Genomic DNA, 23,635 nt, shown 5'->3' on the forward strand with positions numbered 1-23,635 from the left:
GGCAACGGATTCACCGTCACTGTCGTTGATGCACTATTCTCGCACCCATTCGAGTCTACATAAGTGTATGTAATTAAGTGAGTGCCTATTCCTGCGGCTACCGGTGAAAATACATTTCCTGTAACTCCGGATCCGCTGTAAACACCGCCTGTTGGTATGCCGCCCGTTAGTGTAAAGCTCCCCTCATCTATACAAACATCATTTATACTATCTAAACTAACTACCGGTAAATCGTAAACTTCAATGCCGGATACAGCCGTATCGCTACAGCCATTTATATCTGTGTATGCATAAAATATATCTATTGTTCCGGTACCATATAGCGAAGCATCAAACTCACTTACTATATTTCCATTTATGATATAATCTCCGCCTGTTGGTATGCCGCCACTTAACTGGAATACCGGTTCGTCTATACAAACTCCGTTAAATGAAATTAAACTAACTGTTGGCAAAGGATTTACTACCACTGAAATACTTGCGCTATTTGAACACCCATTTGTATCTGTATACTCATAGACTATTGTATGGGTACCTGAACCGGTTAACGCAGGATCAAAATCAGTACTAATTACTCCATTCACAAAATAGGTACCTCCGGCAGGTATGCCATTTGTCAATGGAACCGATGGGGCATCTGCACAAAAAGGTCCTATCGGATCTAAGCTTACCTGTGGCAACGGATTCACCGTCACTGTCGTTGATGCACTATTCTCGCACCCATTCGAGTCTACATAAGTGTATGTAATTAAATGAGTGCCTATTCCTGCATTTGCAGCTGAGAAAACACCATTATTATCTACACCCGTTCCGGAGTATACTCCTTGTGGATGTTGAGACCCTTCAGTTAAAACATATTGACTTTCACTTACACAAAATTCCGGTAGAGTATTTATAGATACCGCAGGCAATTCAAATACTTCTACTTGTTTTGTAATTGACTCTGTGCAGCCTATGTCTGAAACAGCCGTTAATGTCACATCATAAACACCTGCTTGCGTATAAACGTGTACAGGGTTAGCAATATTTGAAACAGATCCATCACCTAAATCCCATGAATAACTTACGATTGTCCCTTCAGATATTGTAGTTAAATTAGTAAAGAAATTAACTTGATTTTCACATGCCGGAATATAAGAGAAATCAGGTTCCGGTAGAGGGCCGATATTAACTATGGTTGAATCACTTGCTGAACATCCGTTAGCATCTGTAAATTCATACACAATAGTAAACTGACCGAATCCTAAAGCAACCGGGTCTAATATATTTGTCTGAACTCCGTCAACTGTATAAACACCTCCAGCAGGAAAACCTATTTCTAAAACAATTGCTGTATCATTTTCACATAAGGGCCCGATAGAGTCTATAGTAACTAAAGGAAGAGGATTGACATTTATTGAAGCTGTATCTGTAGCCTCACAACCATTAGTATCTGTAAAAGAGTAAGTTATGATATGTGCTCCTACACCGGCATCTGCAGGATTAAATATATTTGAGCTAACACCTGTTCCTGTATAGGTTCCACCTACAGGAGTTCCTCCGGTAAGTGTAAAAGGTTCATCATCAATACAGACATCTGAAAACACAGGTAAATCTACAATAGGAATTGGCAAAACTTCTATTGTATTACTTGCAGTATCAATACATCCGTTTACATCTTCATAAGCATAAAAAACATTGGTTATACCAACTCCGTAAAATGAAGGATCAAACTCTGTAACAACAATTCCATTTATCAGGTATGTTCCTCCTGAAGGAGCTCCACCGGATAATGTGAATGTGGGCTCATTTTCACAAACATCAGCAAATGCATCTAATGTTACAGCCGGCAATGGGAGTACTTCTATCTGAACAGAATCACTACTTGTACAGCCTTCGCTATCTGTATATTCGTAAGTTATTGTGAAAAAACCGGCTCCTAATGATGAAGGAGAAAAATCAACGCCGGGTGTTCCGTCAATAAAGTAAATTCCACCAACGGGAGATCCGCCACTAAGTGCAAAGTCATCATCAGATTCACAAACGGGTGCAAAAGGATCCAATGTAACTATAGGGCTAGATATTACTTCTATAGAAGTAGAAGCCGTATCAGAGCAACCATTAGCATCTGTAAAAGCATAGAAAATAGTGCTTATACCAACTCCAAAAGCCGAAGGGTCAAATTCTGTTTCCACATTACCATTTACAATATAAATCCCTCCGGAGGGATTTCCTCCGCTAAGAGTTATTGGATCTGCATCTTCACATATATCTGCAAATGGAGATAAGGTAACTGTAGGGGTAGGATTCACTACTAAAGTTTGAGAAGCTGTATTTGGGCATAAAGAAATGGGATCTGTATATACATATTCAATTAAATAACTACCCGGACCATTCAAAGTAGGATCAAAATCAACACTCAAATTTCCATCAACAAAATAATCACCACCGGTAGGTAATCCTCCACTTAAAATTAAAATATCGTCCTCTTCACATAACTCTGAAAAACTACCTAAAGTAACAATCGGTAAGTCTGAAACACTTACCGTTGTGGAGGCCGAATTTTCACAACCATTGGCATCAATGAATGTATAAGTAATTGTATGAGTACCAACTCCCGCATCTGATGGGTCAAAAAATCCATTTGAATCTACTCCGGGGCCGGTGTATATCCCCTGAGGGTGATTAGAGCCTTCGGTTAATTCATATAAAGTGTCATTTAAGCAAAAATCAGGCAAATTACTTATTGAAACAACAGGTAAGTCAAACACTTCGATAGTCTGTGTTACTGTATCAGCACACCCTTCATCAGAAATTGCAACTAAACTAACATCAAAGTTTCCGGATGCGGTAAAAATATTAAGCGGATTTTCAATTGTATCGGTATTACCATCTCCAAAATCCCAAAAATATTCCTGTATATTTCCACTTGATATCGTTGAAGTATTAGTAAATTGAACAGGGTTATCTATACAAGTTATACCGGAAGTAAAAGATGCTTCAGGCAATGAATTAACTGATACTGTCTCAGTAATACTATCAACACAGCCAAAATTAGTTTCTACGGTAAGAGTAACTTGATAATTACCACCCGCCGTAAAAGGATATGAGGGATTTTGGTCTGTTGAACTGCCTGTTCCATCTCCAAAGTCCCAAAACCAGTTAGCGATTGTACTTCCTGAAGGGTCTGTACCTAAAGTTGTATTGTCTGTAAAATCAACTTCTATTTCAGCACACTCACTTACAGAAGAAAAGTCTACTTCCGGAAGAACATTTACATTAACGAAAGACTGAAAAAAATCTGTATTACCGCATACATTTGTCACTTCAAGGGAAACCGGATATGTACCCGGGTCAGAATAAATATAAAAAGGGTTTTGTTCAGTTGAAGACCCAACACCATCTCCAAAATTCCAGTTATAAAGAACAATACTATCTTCTACAAAAGATGAATTATCCTGAAAAAAAATAGTGTCCCCAAAACATGCATCAGTAGCATTGAATGAGGCAATCGGATTAGTACATGAAGTAACTACATTATACCCTAACCATTTCGCACTATCAGAATTAAAAACCCATGCAAGATCATTCGCATAAGAAAAGCCATACTGAAAAGGTACATTTTCAGGTATTTGAGAAGAACCGGTATATGCTCCGGTTGAATTCACAAAATGTATACGCCTGTTAACCCTATCTAACAAACCATATTCCAGACCATTACAATTGGTATAAATTACAGTATGTGGGTTTAATGAAGAAGTAGGTACAGGTAAACCGGTAACATCAAAAAAGCTGACAAAAGTATTATTTACTCTGTTGTAAATATAAATACTACCGTTAAAATAATATACAATTTGATTAGCATTTGGGTTTAAATCTCCCATTGATTGAGCACCGGGCTGAGCAGCACTGAGAAAAATATTTCCTGTATTCTGAAGAAACCCATTTATATTTCTATCCGGATGATACAAACCTGACAAAGCAAAACCATTGACTTCTATGCTATCTGTCACCGGATTAAACCAAGAACCTCTATAATCAAACGACCCAATAACCGTAGAAAAAATAGAATTTCCCATAGTGTCATAAGTCACTAAGCGTTCACTTGGAGAACCAATTTGATATGAATAATACAAATCAAAATTCGGATCATAAACTACAGCTCCTTGAGGACCTGAAGTAAAATCCGGCGGAGTTAGTGTCTTCACTAATTCTGCGGTATCAATTATACTGCAAGTAACTTGTGCCGTGGATGTTTTATGTATAACAAAGCTAAATGTAAACATAAGCACAGCATAAAAACTTAAGCAAATTTTCCTATATAAAACCATAAATCAGTAATTTCTTTTCTTAGTAATTTTCAAGTGTTAAAACAGCGTCTAAATTAGACAATTAAATTTAATTTAATATACTTTAGCAAAAGTTTAAAAAGTAATTTTTAAACTCCCCATTTTCATAATCAACTCTATTTTTGACAAACACGATGTAAATTTATACAATTTCCAAGATTATACCGATATTGTTTTATTATCCTGTTTATTTATTCTGATTAACTTTCAAAAAATTTTTATTTATGAAAAATATATTCATTTTATTTTGCATCATTTCAATGTCTGCTACTGACATATACAGCCAAGGAATATTGGAATTGTTAAGAGAAGGTAGATCGTTGGAAGCCTCTGCTAATGAAGAAGAGGCACTAAAGGTGTTTTTAAGTGTTTTGGAAAGAAGTCCAAATAATCATGAAGCGCTATGGAATGTAAGCTTTTTATACTCAAGAATTGGACATCGTAAAGAAAACCATGAAGTAAAAGTACGTTACTTTAATAAAGCTAAAGATTATGCTGAACAAGCATTACGTATAAACCCAAGAAATGAACAGTCTAACTATGTAATGGCAGTTGCTATGGGTAGAATGGCATTAATATCCGGTGCAAGAGACAGAGTTGCTGCTTCAAGAGACATCAAAAAATATGCTGAGCAAACCTTGGAGGCTAATACTGAGCATGCAGGGGGGCATCATGTAATGGGTCTTTGGCATTATAGAATGGCAAATTTGAGTTGGTCTGAAAGAAATGCAGCAAGAATATTATTTGGAGGTATTCCAGAAGGAGCAAGTGATGAAGATGCTATTTATCATTTAAATAAAGCTGTTGATTTAGAACCCGGATTTTTATTGTATCAATATGATTTAGCAGATGTTTATATAAAACTTGAAAATAAAAATCAAGCTAAAGAAATTCTTAAAAACCTGTTAAATCTTCCTAATAAAACAGCTGATGACCCAAAAATAAAGAAAGATGCGCAGGAGCTTTTAAATAGTTTATAAATTAAAAAAGCCACTTTATAAAGTGGCTTTTTTTTAAAATATATTTATTGGTAATTATTAACTTCCAAAATCATCGAAGGCAATATTTTCTTCAGGAACACCTAAGTCTTCAAGCATTTTTAGAGATGCCTGTAACATTAAAGGCGGTCCGCACAGGTAGTACTCAACCTCTTCCGGTTCAGGATGAGTTTTCAAGTAGTTATCATAAAGTACCTGGTGAATAAAGCCTTGATAGCCGTCCCAATTATCTTCTTCTGCAGGCTCTGAAAGAGCAACATTGTACTTAAAATTAGGGAATTCTTCTTCTATTTTTCTAAAGTGATCGGTATAAAACAATTCTCTTTTAGAACGTCCTCCATACCAATATGTAACTTTTCTATTTGTCTTTTCAGTATGGAACAAGTGGAATATATGAGAACGTAAAGGAGCCATACCTGCACCACCTCCAATATAAACCATTTCTTTATCTGTTGGCTTAATAAAGAACTCTCCGTAAGGTCCGGAAATAACAACTTTATCGCCGGGTTTTCTGGTAAAGACATAAGAAGAGCAAATGCCGGGATTTACATCCATCCATGTATTTTTAGTTCTATCCCATGGTGGTGTAGCAATTCTGATATTCAACATAATAATATCGCCTTCTGCAGGATGATTAGCCATAGAATAAGCTCTAAAAACTTCCTCATCATTCTTCATTTGCAAATCCCACATTTTAAACTGATCCCACTCATCCCGAAAGCGTTCTTCTATTTCCATATCTTTGAAGTCGCATACTATAGGAGGAACATCAATCTGAATATAACCACCAGGTTCAAAGTCCATTGACTCTTCTTTAGGCAAACGAACAACAAACTCCTTGATAAAAGTTGCTACGTTGTGATTCGAAACAACTTCACATTCAAACTTTTTAATACCGAAGATTTCTTCAGGTACTCCTATCGTCATATTTTCACGAACTTTGACCTGACATGCTAAACGCCATTTTTCTTTTACCTCTTTTCGAGATAAATGATTAGTTTCAGTAGGTAAAACCTCACCTCCACCTTCCATGACCTGACATTTACACATGGCACATGTACCTCCTCCTCCACATGCAGAAGGAAGAAAAACACTCTTTTCAGATAAAACTGTAAGCAAAGTGGAACCCGGAGACACTTCCATTGGATTATCTTTATCTCCGTTTACTACTATACTCACATTTCCTGCAGGAACTAATTTTTCTTTAGCATATAAAAGTACTGCTGTCAATAATGCCATCACTATCAGGAAAGCTATAATTGAATAAACAACCGTTAATACCATATCTTATATTTTTAAACTTTAATACCCATAAAACTCATAAATGCAAGTCCCATGAGTCCTGTAATAATAAATGCAATACCTAAGCCTCGCAAGGCCGGAGGAATACTTGAATATCTGACTTTTTCACGAATTGCAGCTAATGCTATTATCGCTAAAAAGAACCCAAATCCACTTCCTAATCCAAAGAAAACTGATTCTCCGAAAGAATACTCTCTTGCAACCATGAATAATGAACCACCTAAAATAGCGCAATTAACAGTTATTAAAGGAAGGAATATTCCAAGAGAAACATAAAGTCCCGGAAAAGACTTTTCAATAAGCATTTCTAATAATTGAACCATCGATGCTATAACAGCTATGAATACAACAAAGTTTAGAAAAGTTAAGTCAACTCCGAAAATTCCGGTTTCCTTCAATAGGTACTCATGTATTAACCAATTTGCAGGAACAGTAAAGCCCAAACAAAATATTACAGCAAGACCAAGTCCAAATGCTGTATTAATAGTTTTTGAAACAGCCAGATAAGAACACATTCCTAAAAAGTAGGCTAAAACCATATTGTCTATAAAGGCTGAGCGAATGAAAACATTTACAAAATCCATATTGTATTATTTTAAGATATATCAACTAATTTAGTATTTCTGGCTCTTTGCCACCAAATCATAAGACCTATAACAAACATTGCTGCTGCGGGTGTTAACATCATACCATTCTGAAAAAATTCAATTTCAGAAAGATAAGGAACCGCCCATCCAAATAATTCACCTTTACCAAAAAACTCTCTAAAAAAGGCTACACCAATCAAAATGATTCCATAGCCAATGCCGTTTCCTACACCATCGAGAAATGATGACCAAGGTTTATTACCCATTGCAAATGCTTCTAAACGTCCCATTACAATACAATTTGTAATAATTAGCCCAATGTATACAGACAACTGAGTGTACACATCATAACTAAAAGCTTTTAAGATTTGGTCTACTAAAATTACCAAAAAGGCGATAACCGTAATCTGCACGATAATCCTTACTCTACTTGGAACCATTTTCCTGAGCAAGGATATAATTAAACTCGCAAAACCCATAACTGCAATAACGGCTAAAGTCATAACCATTGCAGGTTTGAGGGCAACTGTAACAGCAAGTGCTGAACAAATTCCTAACACCTGAACTGTTATTGGATTATTATCATCTAAAGGGTCGGATAATAACTTTCTTTCTTTTTTCCCAAAAAGGGATTGTTTTTCTGCTGTAGTACTCATAATTTATAAATTTACTTCGTCAACTTTAATTCTGTCAAAAAAAGGTAAATATTTTTTCAAATCATCTCGTAGCATGTCTGTTACACCATCAGCAGTAACAGTAGCTCCTGTAAGGCCATCGACTTCATGATCACTGTCTCTTGCTCCGCCTTTTCTTACATATATTGAAACGAATTCACCGTCATCATCTCTGATTTTTTTACCGATAAACTGGTCCTGAAACCAGTCGTCAGTAATTACAGCTCCAAGACCGGGTGTTTCAGCGGCATGACCAAATGAAGCCCCTGCTATGGTATTTAAGTCATCCTGCAGAGCAATAAAGCCCCATATTTCATTCCATAGTCCGGATCCTCTCACAGGTACGATGTAAAACACTTCTCCATCATCACTTGTATATCTGTAAAGCGGAAGTTTTTGCTGTTCCAAGGGCTTCCTAACTTCTCTTCTGTGGTCAATCATTGAAGCTACGATAGGCTCTCCTTCATCATCTTTTTCAATTAAATTACCTTCGTGGTCTATGACCAATTCTTCAACCTGGCTTTCGTATACATCCAGAACTCTGTCTCTGTCTTCCATACCCACAGAACCCAAAATGTCCTGTTTATTGGCAAATGCAACATTAAAGTCCTGTCTTGGTTTTAAACCGGTTGCTGCCAATGCTAAAAGCAATGCCATTATGACTGTTAAAACAGCCATAAAAATTATCGTATAATTATTTGTATTAGACTGCACGACTTAACCTCCTTTTTATATTTGCTTGTAAAACGTAATGATCAATAAGTGGAGCAAAAACATTCATAAATAATATTGCCAACATCCATCCTTCCGGATATGCCGGATTTAATACTCGAATTATCATACCTATTGCCCCTATTGAAAATCCATAAATCCATTTACCTACCTCGGTTTGAGCAGCTGTTACAGGGTCAGTAGCCATAAAGGCCATAGCAAAAAAGAAACTGCCTATTATAAAGTGATAATAAAACGGTACCTCCATAAACGGATTTAATGCCAGTAAGTTCAATATAATTCCCATGAAAAGAGTTCCAATAATCATGGATAACATAATTCTCCAACTGCCAATTCCTGTAAAAATCAGAAGACCCGCGCCCACGAGAACAAATATTTTATTCATTTCCCCAACGGAACCGGGTATAAAGCCCATTATCATATTGAAAACAGTATAATGCTCCGTTACAGCAGCCCAACCTCCGGTAGCGGCTAATGCGAGCGGAGTTGCCCCGGTCCAGCCATCAGCTAAAGCATTATTTTCTCCAACGTGAAGAAATCCGGCAAATATCTGATGTAAAAAATTGTAATCATAAGCTACCCAAACTATATCGCCTGATATATGGGTCGGATAAGCAAAGAAAACGAAAACTCTGGCAGTTAGTGCAACATTTAATACATTCATGCCCGTTCCCCCAAAGGCTTCTTTAGCTATGATTACAGCAAATATTGTTGCAAAAGCAACCATCCATAAGGGAATATCCGGTGGCATAATCAAAGGTATGAGCATTCCTGAAACAAGGAACCCTTCTTCTACCTGATGTCTTTTGATAGCCGCAAACAAAAACTCAGTTGCTAATCCTGCAATATGCACTACTATAATTATCGGCAACAATTGCAAGAAGCCATACAAAGCTTTCTGTCCCAATCCGTCCAATAATCCCTCGTACATACCCATCGCAAAATAATGCTGATGGCCAATGTTAATAATTCCATGAATCAGGCATAATTGCATGGCAATTACGACATGAAACATTGTCCTTTTTAAATCCATACCATCCCTGATATGTGTACCACTTTTTGTAGTATGGTTTGGCTGAAACAAAAAAGTTTCAATTGCATCATATGTGGTATGCAAAAACTTATTTTTCTCAGTTTTCTCTTTGACTGAATCAAGTAAATTACGTAATGGTTTCATATTTTTTTGTTATACTTAAAATGAAATTAAATCATTTTGATAATCTATTCTTGTTCTCTTATAAAATCCAAGCCTTCTTTCAGGATTTCCTGAACAGGTATTTTTGAAGTACACACAAATTCGCACAATGCTAAGTCTTCTTCAGCAACTTCATAAATTCCAAGGCCTTCTATTAATTCATAATCTCTTACCATAATAGCTTTTAACAACTGCTGCGGATAAATATCCATAGGTAACACTTCTTCATATTGACCGGTTACAACAAATGCTCTGCGTTCACCATGGGTATTGGTATTGACCTCAAACTCTTCCTGCGGGAAAAATTTCCAGGGGAATGTCTTTGATAAACTAGGTCTGGCATAACTTGGTAACAACCAACCTAAGAATTCATAAAAATCACCCTCCTCCAATACTGAAACCATATCACTGTAAAATCCTATATAGCCATCTTTTTCAATACTCTTTCCACTTAAAACATCACCTGATACTATTCTTGAATTTTCAAGCTCCAAATTGTCATTAATTATACCTTTGACATTAGCTCCAATATAGCTTTCAAAGTATGTGGGTTGCTTGATTGTCGGTCCTGCAGCAACCATCATTTTTTTAGTATTATAAATACCTTCATTAAACAATCGTCCGATTATAACAACATCCTGAGGGTTTATTACCCAAACCACTTCACCTTTATTTATAGGATCCAGGTGATGAATCTGTATACCTACATTTCCTGCCGGATGAGGACCGGAGAACCAATTAATTTGTACGTTTTTAGCTTCTGTATAAGTTTTGGATGGCTTTCTGTCTGCTGTTAGGTTAAGATGTACTTTCCCTTCTGTAAGTTTGTTCAAAGCATTTATACCGGTCTGGAAGTCATGTTGCTTACCTTCCATTATGAAGTTGTAGTTTGGTGCCAAAGGAGCACTCTTAAAACCTGAAATGAAAATTGCCTTTGGTTTATCTTCAGGATTTGCTGTTAAGTTAAAAGGGCGTTGTCTTAAGAAAGCCCATGCGCCACTTTCAAGCAAGCTTTTAATAACTTGTTCTCTACTTAAATCAGTAGGATTAGCTTTAGTGAATTCACGAAAATTTATTTCTTTGTCAGCTAAAATTACGATTTCTTCAATTGCTCTTTTAGCACCTCTTCTTATTTCTATAACTTCCCCACTAACAGGACTTGTATAGTTTACATCCGGTCTTGACTTGTCAAAAAACAAGGGATCGCCCGCTTTAACCTCGTCCCCTTCACTTACATGTAGTTTAGGTATAGGCTTAAGACCTACAAAATCTTTAGGATTAATCGCATAAGTTTCAGAGACAAAGTCATTTTTAACAACTTTTTTACTCCTTCCCTTTATCCGGATATCCATTCCTTTCTCCGTTTTAATAATTGTATCACTTCCTGCATAAGGGTGAATACTTTTCTGGGATGGAAAAATTTCATTGAAAGAAGGTAAAACAGAATAACCTTCATCCTCTTCTTCATCAAGTTCAGGTTTCCCTATATCACTTCTAACTTTTTCAGCGGTTACTTTTAAGAGCCGGTCAGTAAAAAACAGGATTCCAATTAAAATAATGCTTAAGGTTCCAATCAACAAAAATAAAACAAGTCTATTTGTGTTTCCATCAAGAAACCCGCCTCCATCTTGTGCATACAAGTTCGATGAAAACAAAATTCCCAGTAAAAGGAATAAGGTTCGGTGAGGTTTATTGTAAATGGATTTTTTACAATTTCTTCTACTACTATTATGTTTTAACATTTGGTAAAATTTTAATCAACTCCAAATTACGCGCCACAAAGGTAAAAATTTGTTTATTATTAGGGATAAACTATAGAATTTTTTGTGCGGAAAAACTAAATATTATTTTTTATAATAGTAAAAAAGTAAGTAACTACTATAGTGTAGCTGAAAAATATGATAATTAAATTCTCTTATTAAACGGCCTTACTAAATGAAAGTTCTAACTTTTTCTTACTTTTTTAAAAACTATTTATATCTACTTAATAAAAACACTCCCGTTATTAACCGGATTTACCCAATTTTCACTGGTATTAGATCTAATCCATAAAAAACTACCGTCTAATTTGTAATCATACAGATAATCGGTATAGGTTCTTCCAAGCAAACGATATTCATAAAAAATTTTCCCGTCTTCAGCAGACACTCTGCTACGGGTTCCCAATGAAAAAATCTGAGAATTTCCACAGTAAACAACATCATTAGAAGTTACTTCAAAAGTACAGCCAGTCTTTGTTCGACTAAGCGGATTATCAATTTCATGCCATTTGCCTCTGATATCTCTATCAATTTTTGAACATGAAGTAATGGTTAAAAAGGAAGCCGAAATAATAACTAAAATTAAAAATTTCATGAGCTTGTAATTTGATTATTTAATAAAGATAGATTTTAACTCTGTTGCATCTTCTGGTTTCATCCTGCCCGCCAAAACTAACCTTAACTCGCGTCTTCTCAAAGCTGCTTCATACAGTTTTTGCTCATTAGGAGTTTCAGGTACTAATGCCGGGACCGGTGTAGGCTTCATATTTGAATCTAAGGCTACAAATGTGTAAAAAGCCTCATTGCTTTTATATTTTTTCTTTGCAGGTACATCTTCGGCCCAAACCTCAATAAACGTTTCCAAAGAGGAGTTAAAGGCTCTGGTCACTCTGGCTTGAATGGTCACCACATCTCCCAGCTTAATAGGATTTTCAAACGAAACATTGTCTACAGAAGCTGTAACAACCGGTTTTTCAGCATGCCTGGCGGCACTTATAGCTGAAGCCACGTCCATCCAATGCAAGATCTTACCACCGCGAAGATTATTCAAGGTATTGGTATCATTTGGTAATACAACTTCCGTCTTGATTGTTTGGCTGTCTTTTGGACTCTTCCCGGATTGTTTACTCATAAAACGATTTGATTGGAAACTTAATAATAAGTGCAAATATAAAAAAAATGGCCAACGTAAATTGGCCATTTTTTTGTGATCGCGACAGGATTCGAACCTGTGACCGACAGCTTAGAAGGCTGTTGCTCTATCCAGCTGAGCTACGCGACCAAAATTTTTGCAAAACTATAAAATATATTGCTGTTAAAAAATCTTTTAAACAAAAAACTAAAGAAATATTCTGCTTTCGTTGTTTAAGCCTGAATTTAGGCTAATTTTAACTCTCAAACAGTAATTATGACAACCGCAAGGGTAAATCCGAAAATTGAAAAAAGCTGGGAGGCGCTGCTCAAGGGAAGTTTCAAGGATCCCTATTTTCATGAAATAAAAAAGTATTTACTAAATGAAAAACAAAAAGGTAAGCTAATATACCCCCAAGCAAAAAATATTTTTAAAGCTTTTGACTTATGTCCGGTTGACCATGTTAAAATAATCATACTAGGACAAGATCCTTATCATGGAGAGGGACAAGCTCATGGTCTTTCTTTTTCAGTTCCTGATGGAATCAAGCCTCCCCCTTCTTTGAAAAATATTTTTAAAGAGATAATTGATGATATCGGTGAACTAAACATAAAAAACGGTAATTTAGAAAACTGGGCAAAACAAGGTGTTTTATTATTGAATGCAATACTCACAGTAGAAGCATCTAAACCGGCTTCGCACAGTAAAATTGGATGGCATTATTTCACAAATTCAGTGATTACAAAATTATCTGAACAAAAAAGCAAGCTGGTATTTATGCTATGGGGAAAATATGCTCAAGAAAAAATTCAAATGATTGATCAAAAAAAACATCTGGTTTTAACAGCCCCACACCCTTCCCCATTTTCAGCAGATAAAGGATTTTTTGGCTGCAAGCACTTTTCCAAAGCAAATCATTACTTAGTCAAAAATAATAAATCTGCGATAAAATGGTAGTTAATATAGTATTCGAAATTTACCTTAAAAAAGATTAAACCAAAGTGGAAAATGAATAAAATCAATCCTATTGATAAATTTCCTTCTGAACTGGATTTTTATAAACTACTGATAGAAGGTGTGCATGACGGAATTGTAGTTGTTTCTGAAAATCTGGAAATTTTAATTGTAAATGATTCCTTTTGTAAAATTACAGGATATAGTCAGAGTCAATTGCTGGGAAAAAAAATTAACCTGGTATTGGGATTAAATGAAGAACAAACATTAGCATCAAAGAAAAGAATAGAACTACGAAAAAAAGGGTTTAGAGAAAAATACATTTTCCATTTAAAAAGTCGTGATGGAGAATTTAAAAGATTTGAAGTATCTGCCAGCCCGGTTTTTGATAAAAACAATAACTTTATTGGTTCTATTGGAATACATAGGGATGTGAGCTTGGAAATTAGCCTAAGTCAGGAAAATCAACGATTAATCAATGCGGTAAATTCAGCTTCCGACATTATTCTGATAACTGACATATACACTAACATCTTATACCTCAATCAGGCAGGAATAAAATTTTTAAAGCTTACAGACTTTAAACCCGGAAAATATAATTTATCCAAATTTCTTTCCAAACCTTTTAAGAATAAGCTGAGTGAAGAAATTATACCCGCTCTATTGCAAAATGAGGCTTTCAAAGGTGAAGTGAATTTAAAAATCAACAATCGCCAGTTCAAAACTACAGCCAATATCAACTGTGTAATAAATAATAAAAATGAAATTGAAAATCTAACTATCGTATTGAGAGATATGTCTGAGTACGATACTTTAGTCAATGAAATAAATTTACTGGCTGAACTATCCGAACAAAGCAACTATCCGATTTTAAGAGTTGATAATAAAGGTAAAATAGAATATGCAAATAAAGCTTCACATATATTCTTTAATGATTGGGGCGTCAAAATAGGTGACAGTATTCCTATACTCTGGCATAAAAAAGTCACGAAAGTGATGGAAAATAGAATAGCTGCCAGTTTTGAATATACCCATGAGAGTAAAATTTTCGAAATAAATATTTCTCCCGTAAAATATCAGAAAAAAGTAAATATATATGCTTTTGAAATCAGTGAGCGTAAAAAAGCAGAAATGGCTCTCAAAGCAAGTGAAAACAGATTTAAAGCAGTTGTAAACGGTCAAACAGAAATGATAAGTCGGTTTTACCCGGACGGAACTCTGACATTTGTTAATAAAGCCTATGAAAAATATTTCAAAAAAAGCGAACAGGAGCTGTTCGGCCATAATTTTATTAATGCACTCCCTCAAAAACTGAAACAAAAGGCAAAAAAAGAGCTTTCTAAAATTACATTTAAAAATCCTAAAGTTGAGTATGAGGTCTCCTTTACAGATGAAAATGGAAAAAAAATATGGCAAAACTGGAAAAACTTCGGCATTTTTAATCCGGATTGCAATCTTGTAGAAATTCAATCTGTAGGCAACGATATTACACACACTAAACTTGCTGAAGAATCATTAAAAAATCAACTCAAAATTGAAGATTTAGTTACCGGCCTTTCTAACAAGTTTATAAATATTGAATACAATGAGATAGATAAATATATAAATATTTCTTTGAAAAAAATCGGGGCCTTTCTGGACGCAGACAGACTATCCATTTTCTTATTGGAAAAAGATCATTTAATCCGAAAATATACTTTTTATAAAGACCAGACTGATGCAACATTGCATCAGGAGGTAATAATTGACATGAAGTATTATTTCTGGTTTTTAGAAAACTTTAGGAAAGAAAAGATTTTCAGTATAAAAAATGCCTCAAATTTACCGGAAAGTGCAGAAAAAGAAAAAAAGCTGTTACAGCAATTAAATATTAGTGCAATTGCCGGGCTTCCCTTAGAGTATGAGAAAAAAATTATCGGCTTTTTTACTTTAGCTTTTTGCAAAGAAAAGCAATACTTTTCTACTGACCAGTTAAAAATGTTTAAAGTAATAACCCAGATGATTTCGAATGCTTTGGTCAAGAAAAAACAACAGGAAGTTAACCGAACACGAGCTAAATTTGAACAAATTATCAATAAATCAGCTGCCAAGTTGATAAATGCTCCCCTTGAAAAAATAGAGACTGAGATTAACCGCTTTATTAAATCCATTTGCAACTTAATGAAGTTTTCAACAGGTTTTTTTGTCCGTTATACAGAGCAAAGAGTTGACTTTACCCTTAATTATCAAGATTCAAAAAATGATAATAAAATTGATGGACTTTTAAACGCAATTGAAAATAATATTGAGTATTGGATAGCCAAAAAATTAACGGATGGAGAAGTGCTTATTATTAATAATCTGTACGAAATACCGGAATCAGGAAAACTTACCAAACAGTTGGCGGAGAAGTTTAAAATTAATGGTTTCGTTATCTTACCTATTCATCTGCATAAAAAAATAGAGGGTGCATTTATTTTCACAGTAAAAGACCGGCAAAATGAGATATCAAAAGAAATAAGGCCACTTTTCAAAATAACCGGACAAATTATTGCAAATGCTCAGGAAAGAAAATTATCCGAAACTATTCTCAGAGAGAAAGATGAACTATACAGAACTTTGGCAGCAAACATTCCTGATTCAGGGGTTTTAATTTTTGATAAACTTTTAAACATCAAACTTTCTGAAGGAAAAAGCCTGGAAGCTTTTGATGTGCATCACGAGTTAATTGAAGGAAAAAAACTTTCAAAACTGCTGAGTTCTGAAAGTTTTGATATCTTAAATACTGCTTTTGAAGATGCCTTAAATGGTCAGGCATCAATTATTGAGAAAAAAGCGAATGATGAATACTTTCAATTACAAATTCTACCAATAAAAACAGATAAAAAAGTTATTAAAACAGGAATGCTGATATCCCTGAACATTACCCGGCTAAAAAAGATTCAGAAAAAGCTTGAGACTCAGGCATTAAACCTGAAAAGATCGAACGAAGAACTGGAAATGTTTGCTTATGCAGCTTCACACGACCTGCAGGAACCCCTCAGAATGATTTCAACATATATTAATTTAATACAAAACAAAATTGGAAAGAATGAAGAGTTAGCTGAATTTATGCATTTTGTTACGGATGGTTCCTCCCGGATGCACCTTATGATCAATGACTTACTGGAATTTTCACGCATTGATAAAAAAAACGATCAATTTACCCGTTTTACTCTTCAAAAAGTAATTGACATCGTAAACCTTAACCTCAAAGAAACAATTGAAACAACTAATACTTCCATTTTTTATCCAAAAAAAACAATTGAGATAAATGGTGACTTTCTTCAAATTGTCAGGCTTTTTCAAAACCTGATTGAAAATGCTATAAAGTTTAGAAAAAACAATAAAGTCAACATTAACATTGATGCTAAAGATAAAGGAGAATATATACAGTTTTCCCTTTCAGATGACGGCATAGGTATTGAAAAAAGATTTTATAAAAAAATATTTGTAATGTTTCAGCGCCTTAACAGTAGAAAATCTTATAGTGGAACAGGTTTAGGTCTTGCCATTTGCAAAAAAATTGTTGAAAGACACAAAGGTGAAATTTGGGTAGAATCGAAAATTAATGAAGGAAGCACTTTTTATTTTAATTTAATAAAATAATTGTTAGCCTAAAATGTAATTTTGAGCAATAAATTTGTTAAAAAAAAGAATGCTATAAGCCACTCTAATGTCAAAGCTCTTCTATTTTTGCTTTATGCTTAAAAGAACCTATAATATTTTATTGGTAGAAGACAACCCGGGAGATATAAGAATTATTAAGGAAGTACTTTCAAAAAGTCGATTTAGCACAAACTTAATTACTGTTTTTGATGGTGAAGACGTAATCTCTTATCTTGAACAAGCTTCTTTAAAATTAAAATCTTTTCCGGATATTATAATTTTAGACTTGAATTTACCCAAATTAAATGGTATTGAAGTTATTAGAGAGATTAAGAGTAAGAAGAAATTCCGGCAGATACCTATTATTATATTGACTTCTTCCAAATCAGATATTGATATAAATGATGCCTATAAAAACTATGCTAACAGTTATATTGTAAAACCTATAAATTTCAATGATTACTCTGAGAATTTTCTAGAAATATTAGAATATTGGTTTAATATTGCAAGTCTTCCATACAGCAAATAAAAACATTAGATGAATTATTATTAATCATCTTTTATTATTAGCTTTGTCTTATAAGAAATAATCAAATACTTAATAATCAATATCAATGGAAAATACTATTAGAATTTTACTAATTGAAGACAATCCCGGTGATGCTTTTCTGATAAAATTCTATTTAGAGCAATCTTCAATTAAGAATTATAATTTAATTCATGCTGAATTCTTATCATCAGCTTTAGATTTATTATCAAAAAATGAATTTGATATCATTTTATTAGACTTAAATTTACCTGACAGTGAAGGCATGAATTCTTTAAATGAAGTTCAGAAACATTCTGTTGACAGTGTGGTAATAGTTTTAACCGGACTAACAGATGAGGAGCTTGGCAAAGAAGCTATGCGCTCCGGTGCTCAGGATCTTTTGACTAAAGGTGAATTTGACGGTAAAGTTTTAAATTCTTCAATTCGGTTTGCCTTTGAAAGAAAACTTTTTCTTAGGAAGATTAAATCTGTAACTATAGAAAAAGAAAGGGCTGACATAATTAATAATCTACTTTTTGAAAAAAAAGAATTTGTATACTTCAGTTATAATAAAATACAGGACAATTTAGATTTTCACTATGGCGTGCCGACATTTTTCAAACTTTTGAATGAAGAAAGACCATATAATTTAAGGCATTTACTGCAACAGTTTCCTAAAGAAGAAAGTGAAAAAATATCTAAAGCTTTTGAAAAATGCTTTCAAACAAACAAACCACAAACAATTCAATTAAAAATGTTTGATGAAAAATTAGGAACTAAAGAGCTATTTATCACTAATTTAAAAAACGAAGAAAATATAATTACTGCCTGTCTGATGTAATTTTATCTTTCTTTTTCAAACAGTAAGCGTGCTCCTTTTGCTGCAGAAACCAATCTGCCATTTTCAACTATTAAGTTACCATTTACGAAAACTTTATCTATAGAGTTGGAGAAGGTGTATCCCTCTAAAGGACTCCAATTACATTTATAATGTAAACTGTTTTTTTTAACCATAGTTTTATGCATACTATCTACCAAAACTAAGTCAGCAGCAAAGCCCTCCTTTATAAACCCTCTGTCTTTAAGTCGAAATGCTATTGCAGGATTATGAGACATCCATTGGACTAATTGCTCTATTGAAATTTCTCCTTTGTCCACATATTCCAACATCATCAACAAACTATGTTGTACTAAAGGCAAACCGGAAGGAGCTGAGAGATATGGATTTTCTTTTTCTTCAATTGTATGTGGAGCATGATCTGTGGCAACCACATCAATCCTGCCGGACTTTAAGGCTGCCCAAACTCCCTGCTGATGCTTTTTGCTTTTAATAGCCGGATTACACTTTATTCTGGCACCTGATTCTTCATAATAGGAACTGTCGAACCACAAATGATGCACACAAGCCTCTGCTGTAATTCTCTTTTTTTCCAAAGCTAATGAATTATCAAATAGAAAAGTTTCGTCTTCAGTTGATATATGCAATACATGCAATCTGGCACCCCATTTTTTGGCAAGCTCCACCGCTTTAGAAGAAGATTTCAAACATGCATCTACAGAACGAATCTCAGGATGCATATGAAAGGGAATATCCTCTCTGTAATCTCGAATAGCCTTTTCAGTATTAGCACGAATAATCGCTTCGTCTTCACAATGCGTTGCTATTAAACCGGGCCATTTTGAAAAAATAGCTTCGAGAGTTTTGGAATCATCAACAAGCATATTCCCGGTTGATGAACCCATAAAAACTTTTAACCCACATACATTTTCCGTTGAAATTCTCAATGTCTCTTCTATATTTTCATTGGAAGCTCCAAAATAAAAACTGTAATTTGCCGGGGAACAAGCTGATGCAATTGCATATTTTTCCTCTAAAAGCTTTGCAGTAGTCGCCGGAGGACTAGTATTTGGCATTTCCATAAAAGAAGTAGTCCCGCCTATAACAGCTGCAATCGATTCAGTTGCAATTTCAGCTTTATGAGTTAAACCCGGCTCCCGAAAATGTACCTGATCATCAATTACTCCGGGTATTAAATATTTACCTTCGGCGAGAATTTCAGTTACTTTAAAGTTTGGGTTTAAAGAAGTATCAACCTTTTCAATAATCCCGTTTTTTATCAAAAGGTCACCTTCAAAGTTTTTTCCTTCATTTACTATTCTTGCATTTCGTATTAGGTAACTCATAGTTTTTTTATTTCTGGATAGCAAAAATGTTATTTTTTTACTTTAATCAATCAATATAAAGGAATATTTATAAACATTACCTTAATTTTGTTGTCATTATGTCGGTTCTCATCTTTAATAAGTATGGGGTACTTTATTTGCACAAAAAAATACTTTTTTTCATGAAATTTTTCACTTCTTACAAAAGAATTCAATTCGTTTCTGTTATACTTTTTACTCTTTACTTAAGTAGCTGTACCTACAAAGATGGTTTATTTCCACAAAAAGATAAAGAAGGCAAATTTGAAATAAGTATTCCTGATTTTATGTCTTCAACGAATCGGTTGAGCGAAGAAAGTAATTTTCAATACCAGAACAGATACCGCACAATTTACATGGTAATTGTTGATGAAAAAAAAAGTGATTCAAACCATTCCTTCTCTTCTTTTACAGAAGAAAATATACAGATTTTTGAAAATTCAGTTGATAGTCTGTTGACTGACTCTATATTTAACTTAGAAATTAATGGCCTAAATGCAAAACAATATAAAGCAGATGCTTTAATTACGGGCGAAGGTTTTTATTATTCACTTACATTTATTGAAAGTGAAACTGATTTTTATCAAATCGCTAAATGGACTAATCATAAAAGAAAGAAAGATTATGAGTCTCTTTTTGATGAAATGGCTCTTACTTTCAGAATATTAAATTAACTTAGTGCGATAAATTAATCTTAATTAACAATGCAAGGGCAACCGCTTTTTTCTACCTTTCACAAAAGCACCCTCTTCTTACTCATAGTTAGTTTGTTACACCTCAGCGGTGCAATTTTAGAATCTGAAGTAAGCCGATATCTCACCAAACCTCTTTTAATGCCGATTTTAATTTTCGGCTTCTATTTTTCACTTACAAAACCATTAAACAGATTCAGTCTATTTATTTTAGTCGGTTTAATTTTTTCCTGGTTTGGGGATTTATTCTTAATGTTTGAAGGTCCTTTATTCTTTATCAGTGGCCTGATTTCATTTTTTATCACCCATATTCTCTATTGTATAGCTTTTTATCAGGATTGGAAAAATGATATAAGTACCACCCCTGTATATAAAAACCCTGCTCTTCTGCTCCCTTTTTTGATTTTCTACGGGCTGCTGATTTATGTGTTATTCCCATATCTGGATGAAATGCTCATTCCTGTTTTAGCTTATGGGTTTATTATTACTCTTATGGCAGTATTTGCTTTAAACAGGAAGGGAGTCAGCACTTCTTTTAGTTTTACCTATATTTTTATTGGCAGCATTTTATTCATTATTTCAGACACTATCATTGCTGTAAATAAGTTTTACACAGATGTATATTTAAGTGAGTTCTTTATAATGCTTACCTATATTTCTGCACAATTTTTTATCGTAAGCGGAAGCTTAAGGCAAAAACAAACAATTAAATTATAAATACGGGAGTGAATCTCCAATTAAAAAATATGATTAAAAATACCGAAAAAGAAATTGATGAATATTTTTTGCGCATTTCTAAGAAAATGCAAATGCCTCCACTTTATAAGTCTTTTGAAAAAGATGCCATAGAAGTTAACGGGGAAAAAATTCACTTAGACATTTTAAGAAAAGGAAAAGATAAACCTACTATCGTTTTTATTCCGGGAACGGCTATATATGCAATGGTATTTACGGAGCTTCTATACAAGCTGGGTGAGGCCGGCTTTAATATTGTAGGGTTTGACCCCAGGGGTCATGGAAGAAGTGGCGGAAAGAGAGGCAGTTATACTATCACTCAATTAATTGATGACACTCTGGCCGTTACAGAATATGCTAAAAAACACTTCAATAATGATATAAGTTTATTCGGAAGCAGTCAGGGAGGTATCGTTGCCTTTTATATTTCAGCTATGAATCTACCGGATATAAAAAGCGTTGTCTGTCAAAATTTTGCTGATTTAACGGCTCCTGATATTAAAAGACTTTCACGTTTTCCTAAGTTGGCCGGCGTAGCAGCTCCTATACTGCAAAAAGTGGCTAAAATTGCACCGGAATTGCCGGTTCCCATTAATTTATATCTTGATTTATCTAAAGAAAAATTAAAACATTTTGGAGATTTCGAGAAGTTTATTGACCAGGACCCGCTATCAATTAAATCTATACGGTTAAAAGCTTTGGCTTCACTTACAAATACGCCCTTACCAAAACCCATAGAAGAAATCAGTACTCCTATAATGGTTATACAAGGAACTTCTGATTTGATTTTTCCTGTATCTTACACGCGTAAATTATTTAACAAACTAACTTGCAAAAAAAAGCTACACTTATATCCTAAACTTCATCATGCCATGTTGGCAGAAAATGTAGATGAGGTGCTTCCTCCCATTATTGAATGGTTAAATGAAATTCATGAAGTAGACTCGAAGAAATCTTAATTTTTTTCAGTTAAATATTCAGCAATACTCCTTTTAGTTATTGGCAGGAAAGTTTCTTTTCTGGGAACAGCATATTTACTTTCAGCCACAAAGGTGCAGGGGTTAGGTAAATCCTTTTTATTTTTAATCAAATCGGATTTTATATACTCGTAAGTAAAATGAATTTTCCGGGGATAATTTGTGATATACTTTGTGTTTACCGATTCAAATTTTTCATGTTTATTTTCAATAAAACTTATTTGATATTGATATACATCTGTATGTTTTTCAGAAGGTTCATACAACAAGATATATCCTTCCTTTTTGTATATGGGAACTAATCCTACAGGTTCGAGCATAATTCCGGACTGAAAGAATTCATAGATTTCTTTACCGTTATCAACGCCTTTTTGAATTCTGGGAATGGCAAATTCAAGAATTTCTTCGAGAACAGAAATCACCTGGTCATCAGAAAAAGTGTTTTCATATACAAACTTCAGTTGATCAAAATCTATTTTACGGGCAATTTTTGGAAAAGCCTCTTTCGTAATTTTTTTAGTTTCATCTAATGAAATTAAATCCCTGTAATGCTGAATCATATCAGCTAAAGCAGGAAATAATTTGTGCTCCTTAAAATGTTTTTCTACTGATTTTAAATAGGCCAGTAAGATGTATTTTTTATACTCAAAATCCATCCAACCATCTGTCAACCAACTCTCGTTTAAGCTTTTCATATACCTGTAGTTTTTAGAAAAAGATGTTGTAAATATTTTATACGAAAGATATTCTACAAAGTTCTCTATGAAGTATAACGTTAAACTTGTGTAAAAATGACATACAATAAACAAGATTTAAAGCAAGGCTGATAAACATTCTGCAATTTTGTCAGAAAAAATGAATTGGCATAGATAGTGATAGGTCATGTTGAATACAATATTATTATACTCAAAAAACATAAGTATCATGTCAGAAAAAGCATTATCTATCAAGCCATTGGCAGACAGGATTGTTATTAAACCGGCTGAGGCCGAGGAGACCACAAAGAGTGGTATCATTATACCTGATTCAGCTAAAGAAAAGCCTCAAAAAGGCAAAGTAGTAGCTGTAGGAAACGGAAAGAAAGATGAGCCTGTAACTCTAAAAGTAGGCGATCAGGTTTTGTATGGCAAATATGCAGGTACAGAAATTACTGTTGAAGGTGAAGATTTTCTTATCATGAGAGAGTCTGATGTATTTGCAGTAGTTTAATC

At 34.1% G+C, this 23,635-nt stretch carries 20 protein-coding genes and 1 tRNA gene; 9 read left to right on the plus strand and 12 right to left on the minus strand.

Translation table 11 applies throughout. The annotated features are described in order from the left end of the window. On the minus strand, positions 1-4,265 hold a 4,265-nt coding region (locus EA412_07615), incomplete at its 3' end, for a PKD domain-containing protein (protein TVR78845.1). A 287-nt stretch (positions 4,266-4,552) separates the two neighbouring features. Between EA412_07615 and EA412_07620 the strand changes: the two genes are divergently transcribed. Further along, entirely contained in the window at positions 4,553-5,308 is a 756-nt protein-coding gene (locus EA412_07620) for a hypothetical protein (protein ID TVR78846.1), read from the plus strand. 57 nt (positions 5,309-5,365) lie between these two features. Here the strand turns inward: EA412_07620 and EA412_07625 are convergent, their stop codons facing one another. The 9 genes from EA412_07625 to EA412_07665 form a co-directional block, all read right to left on the minus strand. Beyond that, complete coding sequence (locus tag EA412_07625) at positions 5,366-6,610, minus strand: NADH:ubiquinone reductase (Na(+)-transporting) subunit F (GenBank protein ID TVR78847.1); 1,245 nt, start codon at positions 6,608-6,610, stop codon at positions 5,366-5,368. A gap of 11 nt (positions 6,611-6,621) precedes the next feature. Beyond that, a complete protein-coding gene (nqrE, locus tag EA412_07630; GenBank protein ID TVR78848.1) occupies positions 6,622-7,212 on the minus strand; it encodes an NADH:ubiquinone reductase (Na(+)-transporting) subunit E in 591 nt (196 codons plus the stop codon). An 11-nt stretch (positions 7,213-7,223) separates the two neighbouring features. Then, on the minus strand, positions 7,224-7,871 hold the full coding sequence (locus tag EA412_07635) for an NADH:ubiquinone reductase (Na(+)-transporting) subunit D (protein ID TVR78849.1): 648 nt from the start codon (positions 7,869-7,871) through the stop codon (positions 7,224-7,226). Between the two features lie 3 nt (positions 7,872-7,874). Continuing rightward, complete coding sequence (gene nqrC / locus EA412_07640; protein TVR78886.1) at positions 7,875-8,567, minus strand: NADH:ubiquinone reductase (Na(+)-transporting) subunit C; 693 nt, start codon at positions 8,565-8,567, stop codon at positions 7,875-7,877. Between the two features lie 25 nt (positions 8,568-8,592). After that, positions 8,593-9,798 carry an NADH:ubiquinone reductase (Na(+)-transporting) subunit B gene (locus EA412_07645; GenBank protein ID TVR78850.1) on the minus strand — a complete coding sequence of 402 codons (1,206 nt, stop codon included), beginning with the start codon at positions 9,796-9,798 and terminating at the stop codon, positions 8,593-8,595. 44 nt (positions 9,799-9,842) lie between these two features. Then, positions 9,843-11,558, minus strand: a complete 1,716-nt coding sequence (locus EA412_07650) for a Na(+)-translocating NADH-quinone reductase subunit A (GenBank protein TVR78851.1) — start codon at positions 11,556-11,558, stop codon at positions 9,843-9,845. 238 nt (positions 11,559-11,796) lie between these two features. Beyond that, on the minus strand, positions 11,797-12,171 hold the full coding sequence (locus EA412_07655; protein TVR78852.1) for a hypothetical protein: 375 nt from the start codon (positions 12,169-12,171) through the stop codon (positions 11,797-11,799). Between the two features lie 15 nt (positions 12,172-12,186). Next, positions 12,187-12,708, minus strand: a complete 522-nt coding sequence (locus EA412_07660) for an acyl-CoA thioesterase (GenBank protein ID TVR78853.1) — start codon at positions 12,706-12,708, stop codon at positions 12,187-12,189. 73 nt (positions 12,709-12,781) lie between these two features. Next, a tRNA-Arg gene (locus EA412_07665) sits at positions 12,782-12,858 on the minus strand. A 126-nt stretch (positions 12,859-12,984) separates the two neighbouring features. On the opposite strand from EA412_07665, the gene EA412_07670 reads away from it, so the two are divergent. From EA412_07670 to EA412_07685, 4 genes are all read left to right on the plus strand, one after another. Then, on the plus strand, positions 12,985-13,665 hold the full coding sequence (locus tag EA412_07670; protein TVR78854.1) for a uracil-DNA glycosylase: 681 nt from the start codon (positions 12,985-12,987) through the stop codon (positions 13,663-13,665). A 51-nt stretch (positions 13,666-13,716) separates the two neighbouring features. Further along, entirely contained in the window at positions 13,717-17,289 is a 3,573-nt protein-coding gene (locus EA412_07675) for a PAS domain S-box protein (protein TVR78855.1), read from the plus strand. A 67-nt stretch (positions 17,290-17,356) separates the two neighbouring features. After that, entirely contained in the window at positions 17,357-17,818 is a 462-nt protein-coding gene (locus EA412_07680) for a response regulator (GenBank protein TVR78856.1), read from the plus strand. An 85-nt stretch (positions 17,819-17,903) separates the two neighbouring features. Continuing rightward, positions 17,904-18,659: a response regulator gene (locus EA412_07685; protein ID TVR78857.1), complete on the plus strand. Its 756-nt coding sequence runs from the start codon at positions 17,904-17,906 to the stop codon at positions 18,657-18,659. Positions 18,660-18,661: 2 nt separating this feature from the next. On the opposite strand, the gene EA412_07690 is transcribed toward EA412_07685, so the two are convergent. After that, positions 18,662-20,002 (minus strand): dihydroorotase, encoded by a 1,341-nt coding sequence (locus tag EA412_07690; protein TVR78858.1) that lies wholly within the window; start codon positions 20,000-20,002, stop codon positions 18,662-18,664. 161 nt (positions 20,003-20,163) lie between these two features. Between EA412_07690 and EA412_07695 the strand changes: the two genes are divergently transcribed. From EA412_07695 to EA412_07705, 3 genes are read left to right on the plus strand one after another with little or no spacing between them, the layout of a single operon-like run. Next, a complete protein-coding gene (locus EA412_07695; protein ID TVR78859.1) occupies positions 20,164-20,694 on the plus strand; it encodes a hypothetical protein in 531 nt (176 codons plus the stop codon). Between the two features lie 30 nt (positions 20,695-20,724). Further along, a complete protein-coding gene (locus EA412_07700; protein TVR78860.1) occupies positions 20,725-21,429 on the plus strand; it encodes a lysoplasmalogenase in 705 nt (234 codons plus the stop codon). A gap of 29 nt (positions 21,430-21,458) precedes the next feature. Then, entirely contained in the window at positions 21,459-22,406 is a 948-nt protein-coding gene (locus EA412_07705) for an alpha/beta fold hydrolase (protein TVR78861.1), read from the plus strand. On the opposite strand, the gene EA412_07710 is transcribed toward EA412_07705, so the two are convergent. Further along, positions 22,403-23,119 carry a hypothetical protein gene (locus tag EA412_07710; GenBank protein TVR78862.1) on the minus strand — a complete coding sequence of 239 codons (717 nt, stop codon included), beginning with the start codon at positions 23,117-23,119 and terminating at the stop codon, positions 22,403-22,405. The two genes, EA412_07705 and EA412_07710, sit on opposite strands and share 4 nt — an antisense overlap. 229 nt (positions 23,120-23,348) lie before the next feature. On the opposite strand from EA412_07710, the gene EA412_07715 reads away from it, so the two are divergent. Beyond that, a complete protein-coding gene (locus tag EA412_07715; protein TVR78863.1) occupies positions 23,349-23,633 on the plus strand; it encodes a co-chaperone GroES in 285 nt (94 codons plus the stop codon). Positions 23,634-23,635 lie beyond the last annotated feature (2 nt).

The sequence above is a fragment of the Chitinophagaceae bacterium genome (genome assembly GCA_007695095.1).
Taxonomy (GTDB): domain Bacteria; phylum Bacteroidota; class Bacteroidia; order Chitinophagales; family REEL01; genus REEL01.

What these genes read in the sequence shown, in the direction of transcription:
- EA412_07635 (TVR78849.1), bottom strand. Translation starts at nt 7,871, where the DNA reads ATGAGTACTACAGCAGAAAAACAATCCCTTTTTGGGAAAAAAGAAAGA.
- EA412_07695 (TVR78859.1), top strand. Translation starts at nt 20,164, where the DNA reads ATGAAATTTTTCACTTCTTACAAAAGAATTCAATTCGTTTCTGTTATA.
- EA412_07680 (TVR78856.1), top strand. Translation starts at nt 17,357, where the DNA reads ATGTCAAAGCTCTTCTATTTTTGCTTTATGCTTAAAAGAACCTATAAT.
- EA412_07710 (TVR78862.1), bottom strand. Translation starts at nt 23,119, where the DNA reads ATGAAAAGCTTAAACGAGAGTTGGTTGACAGATGGTTGGATGGATTTT.
- EA412_07655 (TVR78852.1), bottom strand. Translation starts at nt 12,171, where the DNA reads ATGAAATTTTTAATTTTAGTTATTATTTCGGCTTCCTTTTTAACCATT.
- EA412_07670 (TVR78854.1), top strand. Translation starts at nt 12,985, where the DNA reads ATGACAACCGCAAGGGTAAATCCGAAAATTGAAAAAAGCTGGGAGGCG.
- nqrC (TVR78886.1), bottom strand. Translation starts at nt 8,567, where the DNA reads ATGGCTGTTTTAACAGTCATAATGGCATTGCTTTTAGCATTGGCAGCA.
- EA412_07690 (TVR78858.1), bottom strand. Translation starts at nt 20,002, where the DNA reads ATGAGTTACCTAATACGAAATGCAAGAATAGTAAATGAAGGAAAAAAC.
- EA412_07625 (TVR78847.1), bottom strand. Translation starts at nt 6,610, where the DNA reads ATGGTATTAACGGTTGTTTATTCAATTATAGCTTTCCTGATAGTGATG.
- EA412_07645 (TVR78850.1), bottom strand. Translation starts at nt 9,798, where the DNA reads ATGAAACCATTACGTAATTTACTTGATTCAGTCAAAGAGAAAACTGAG.
- EA412_07685 (TVR78857.1), top strand. Translation starts at nt 17,904, where the DNA reads ATGGAAAATACTATTAGAATTTTACTAATTGAAGACAATCCCGGTGAT.
- EA412_07705 (TVR78861.1), top strand. Translation starts at nt 21,459, where the DNA reads ATGATTAAAAATACCGAAAAAGAAATTGATGAATATTTTTTGCGCATT.
- EA412_07620 (TVR78846.1), top strand. Translation starts at nt 4,553, where the DNA reads ATGAAAAATATATTCATTTTATTTTGCATCATTTCAATGTCTGCTACT.
- EA412_07715 (TVR78863.1), top strand. Translation starts at nt 23,349, where the DNA reads ATGTCAGAAAAAGCATTATCTATCAAGCCATTGGCAGACAGGATTGTT.
- EA412_07650 (TVR78851.1), bottom strand. Translation starts at nt 11,558, where the DNA reads ATGTTAAAACATAATAGTAGTAGAAGAAATTGTAAAAAATCCATTTAC.
- EA412_07700 (TVR78860.1), top strand. Translation starts at nt 20,725, where the DNA reads ATGCAAGGGCAACCGCTTTTTTCTACCTTTCACAAAAGCACCCTCTTC.
- EA412_07675 (TVR78855.1), top strand. Translation starts at nt 13,717, where the DNA reads ATGAATAAAATCAATCCTATTGATAAATTTCCTTCTGAACTGGATTTT.
- EA412_07660 (TVR78853.1), bottom strand. Translation starts at nt 12,708, where the DNA reads ATGAGTAAACAATCCGGGAAGAGTCCAAAAGACAGCCAAACAATCAAG.
- nqrE (TVR78848.1), bottom strand. Translation starts at nt 7,212, where the DNA reads ATGGATTTTGTAAATGTTTTCATTCGCTCAGCCTTTATAGACAATATG.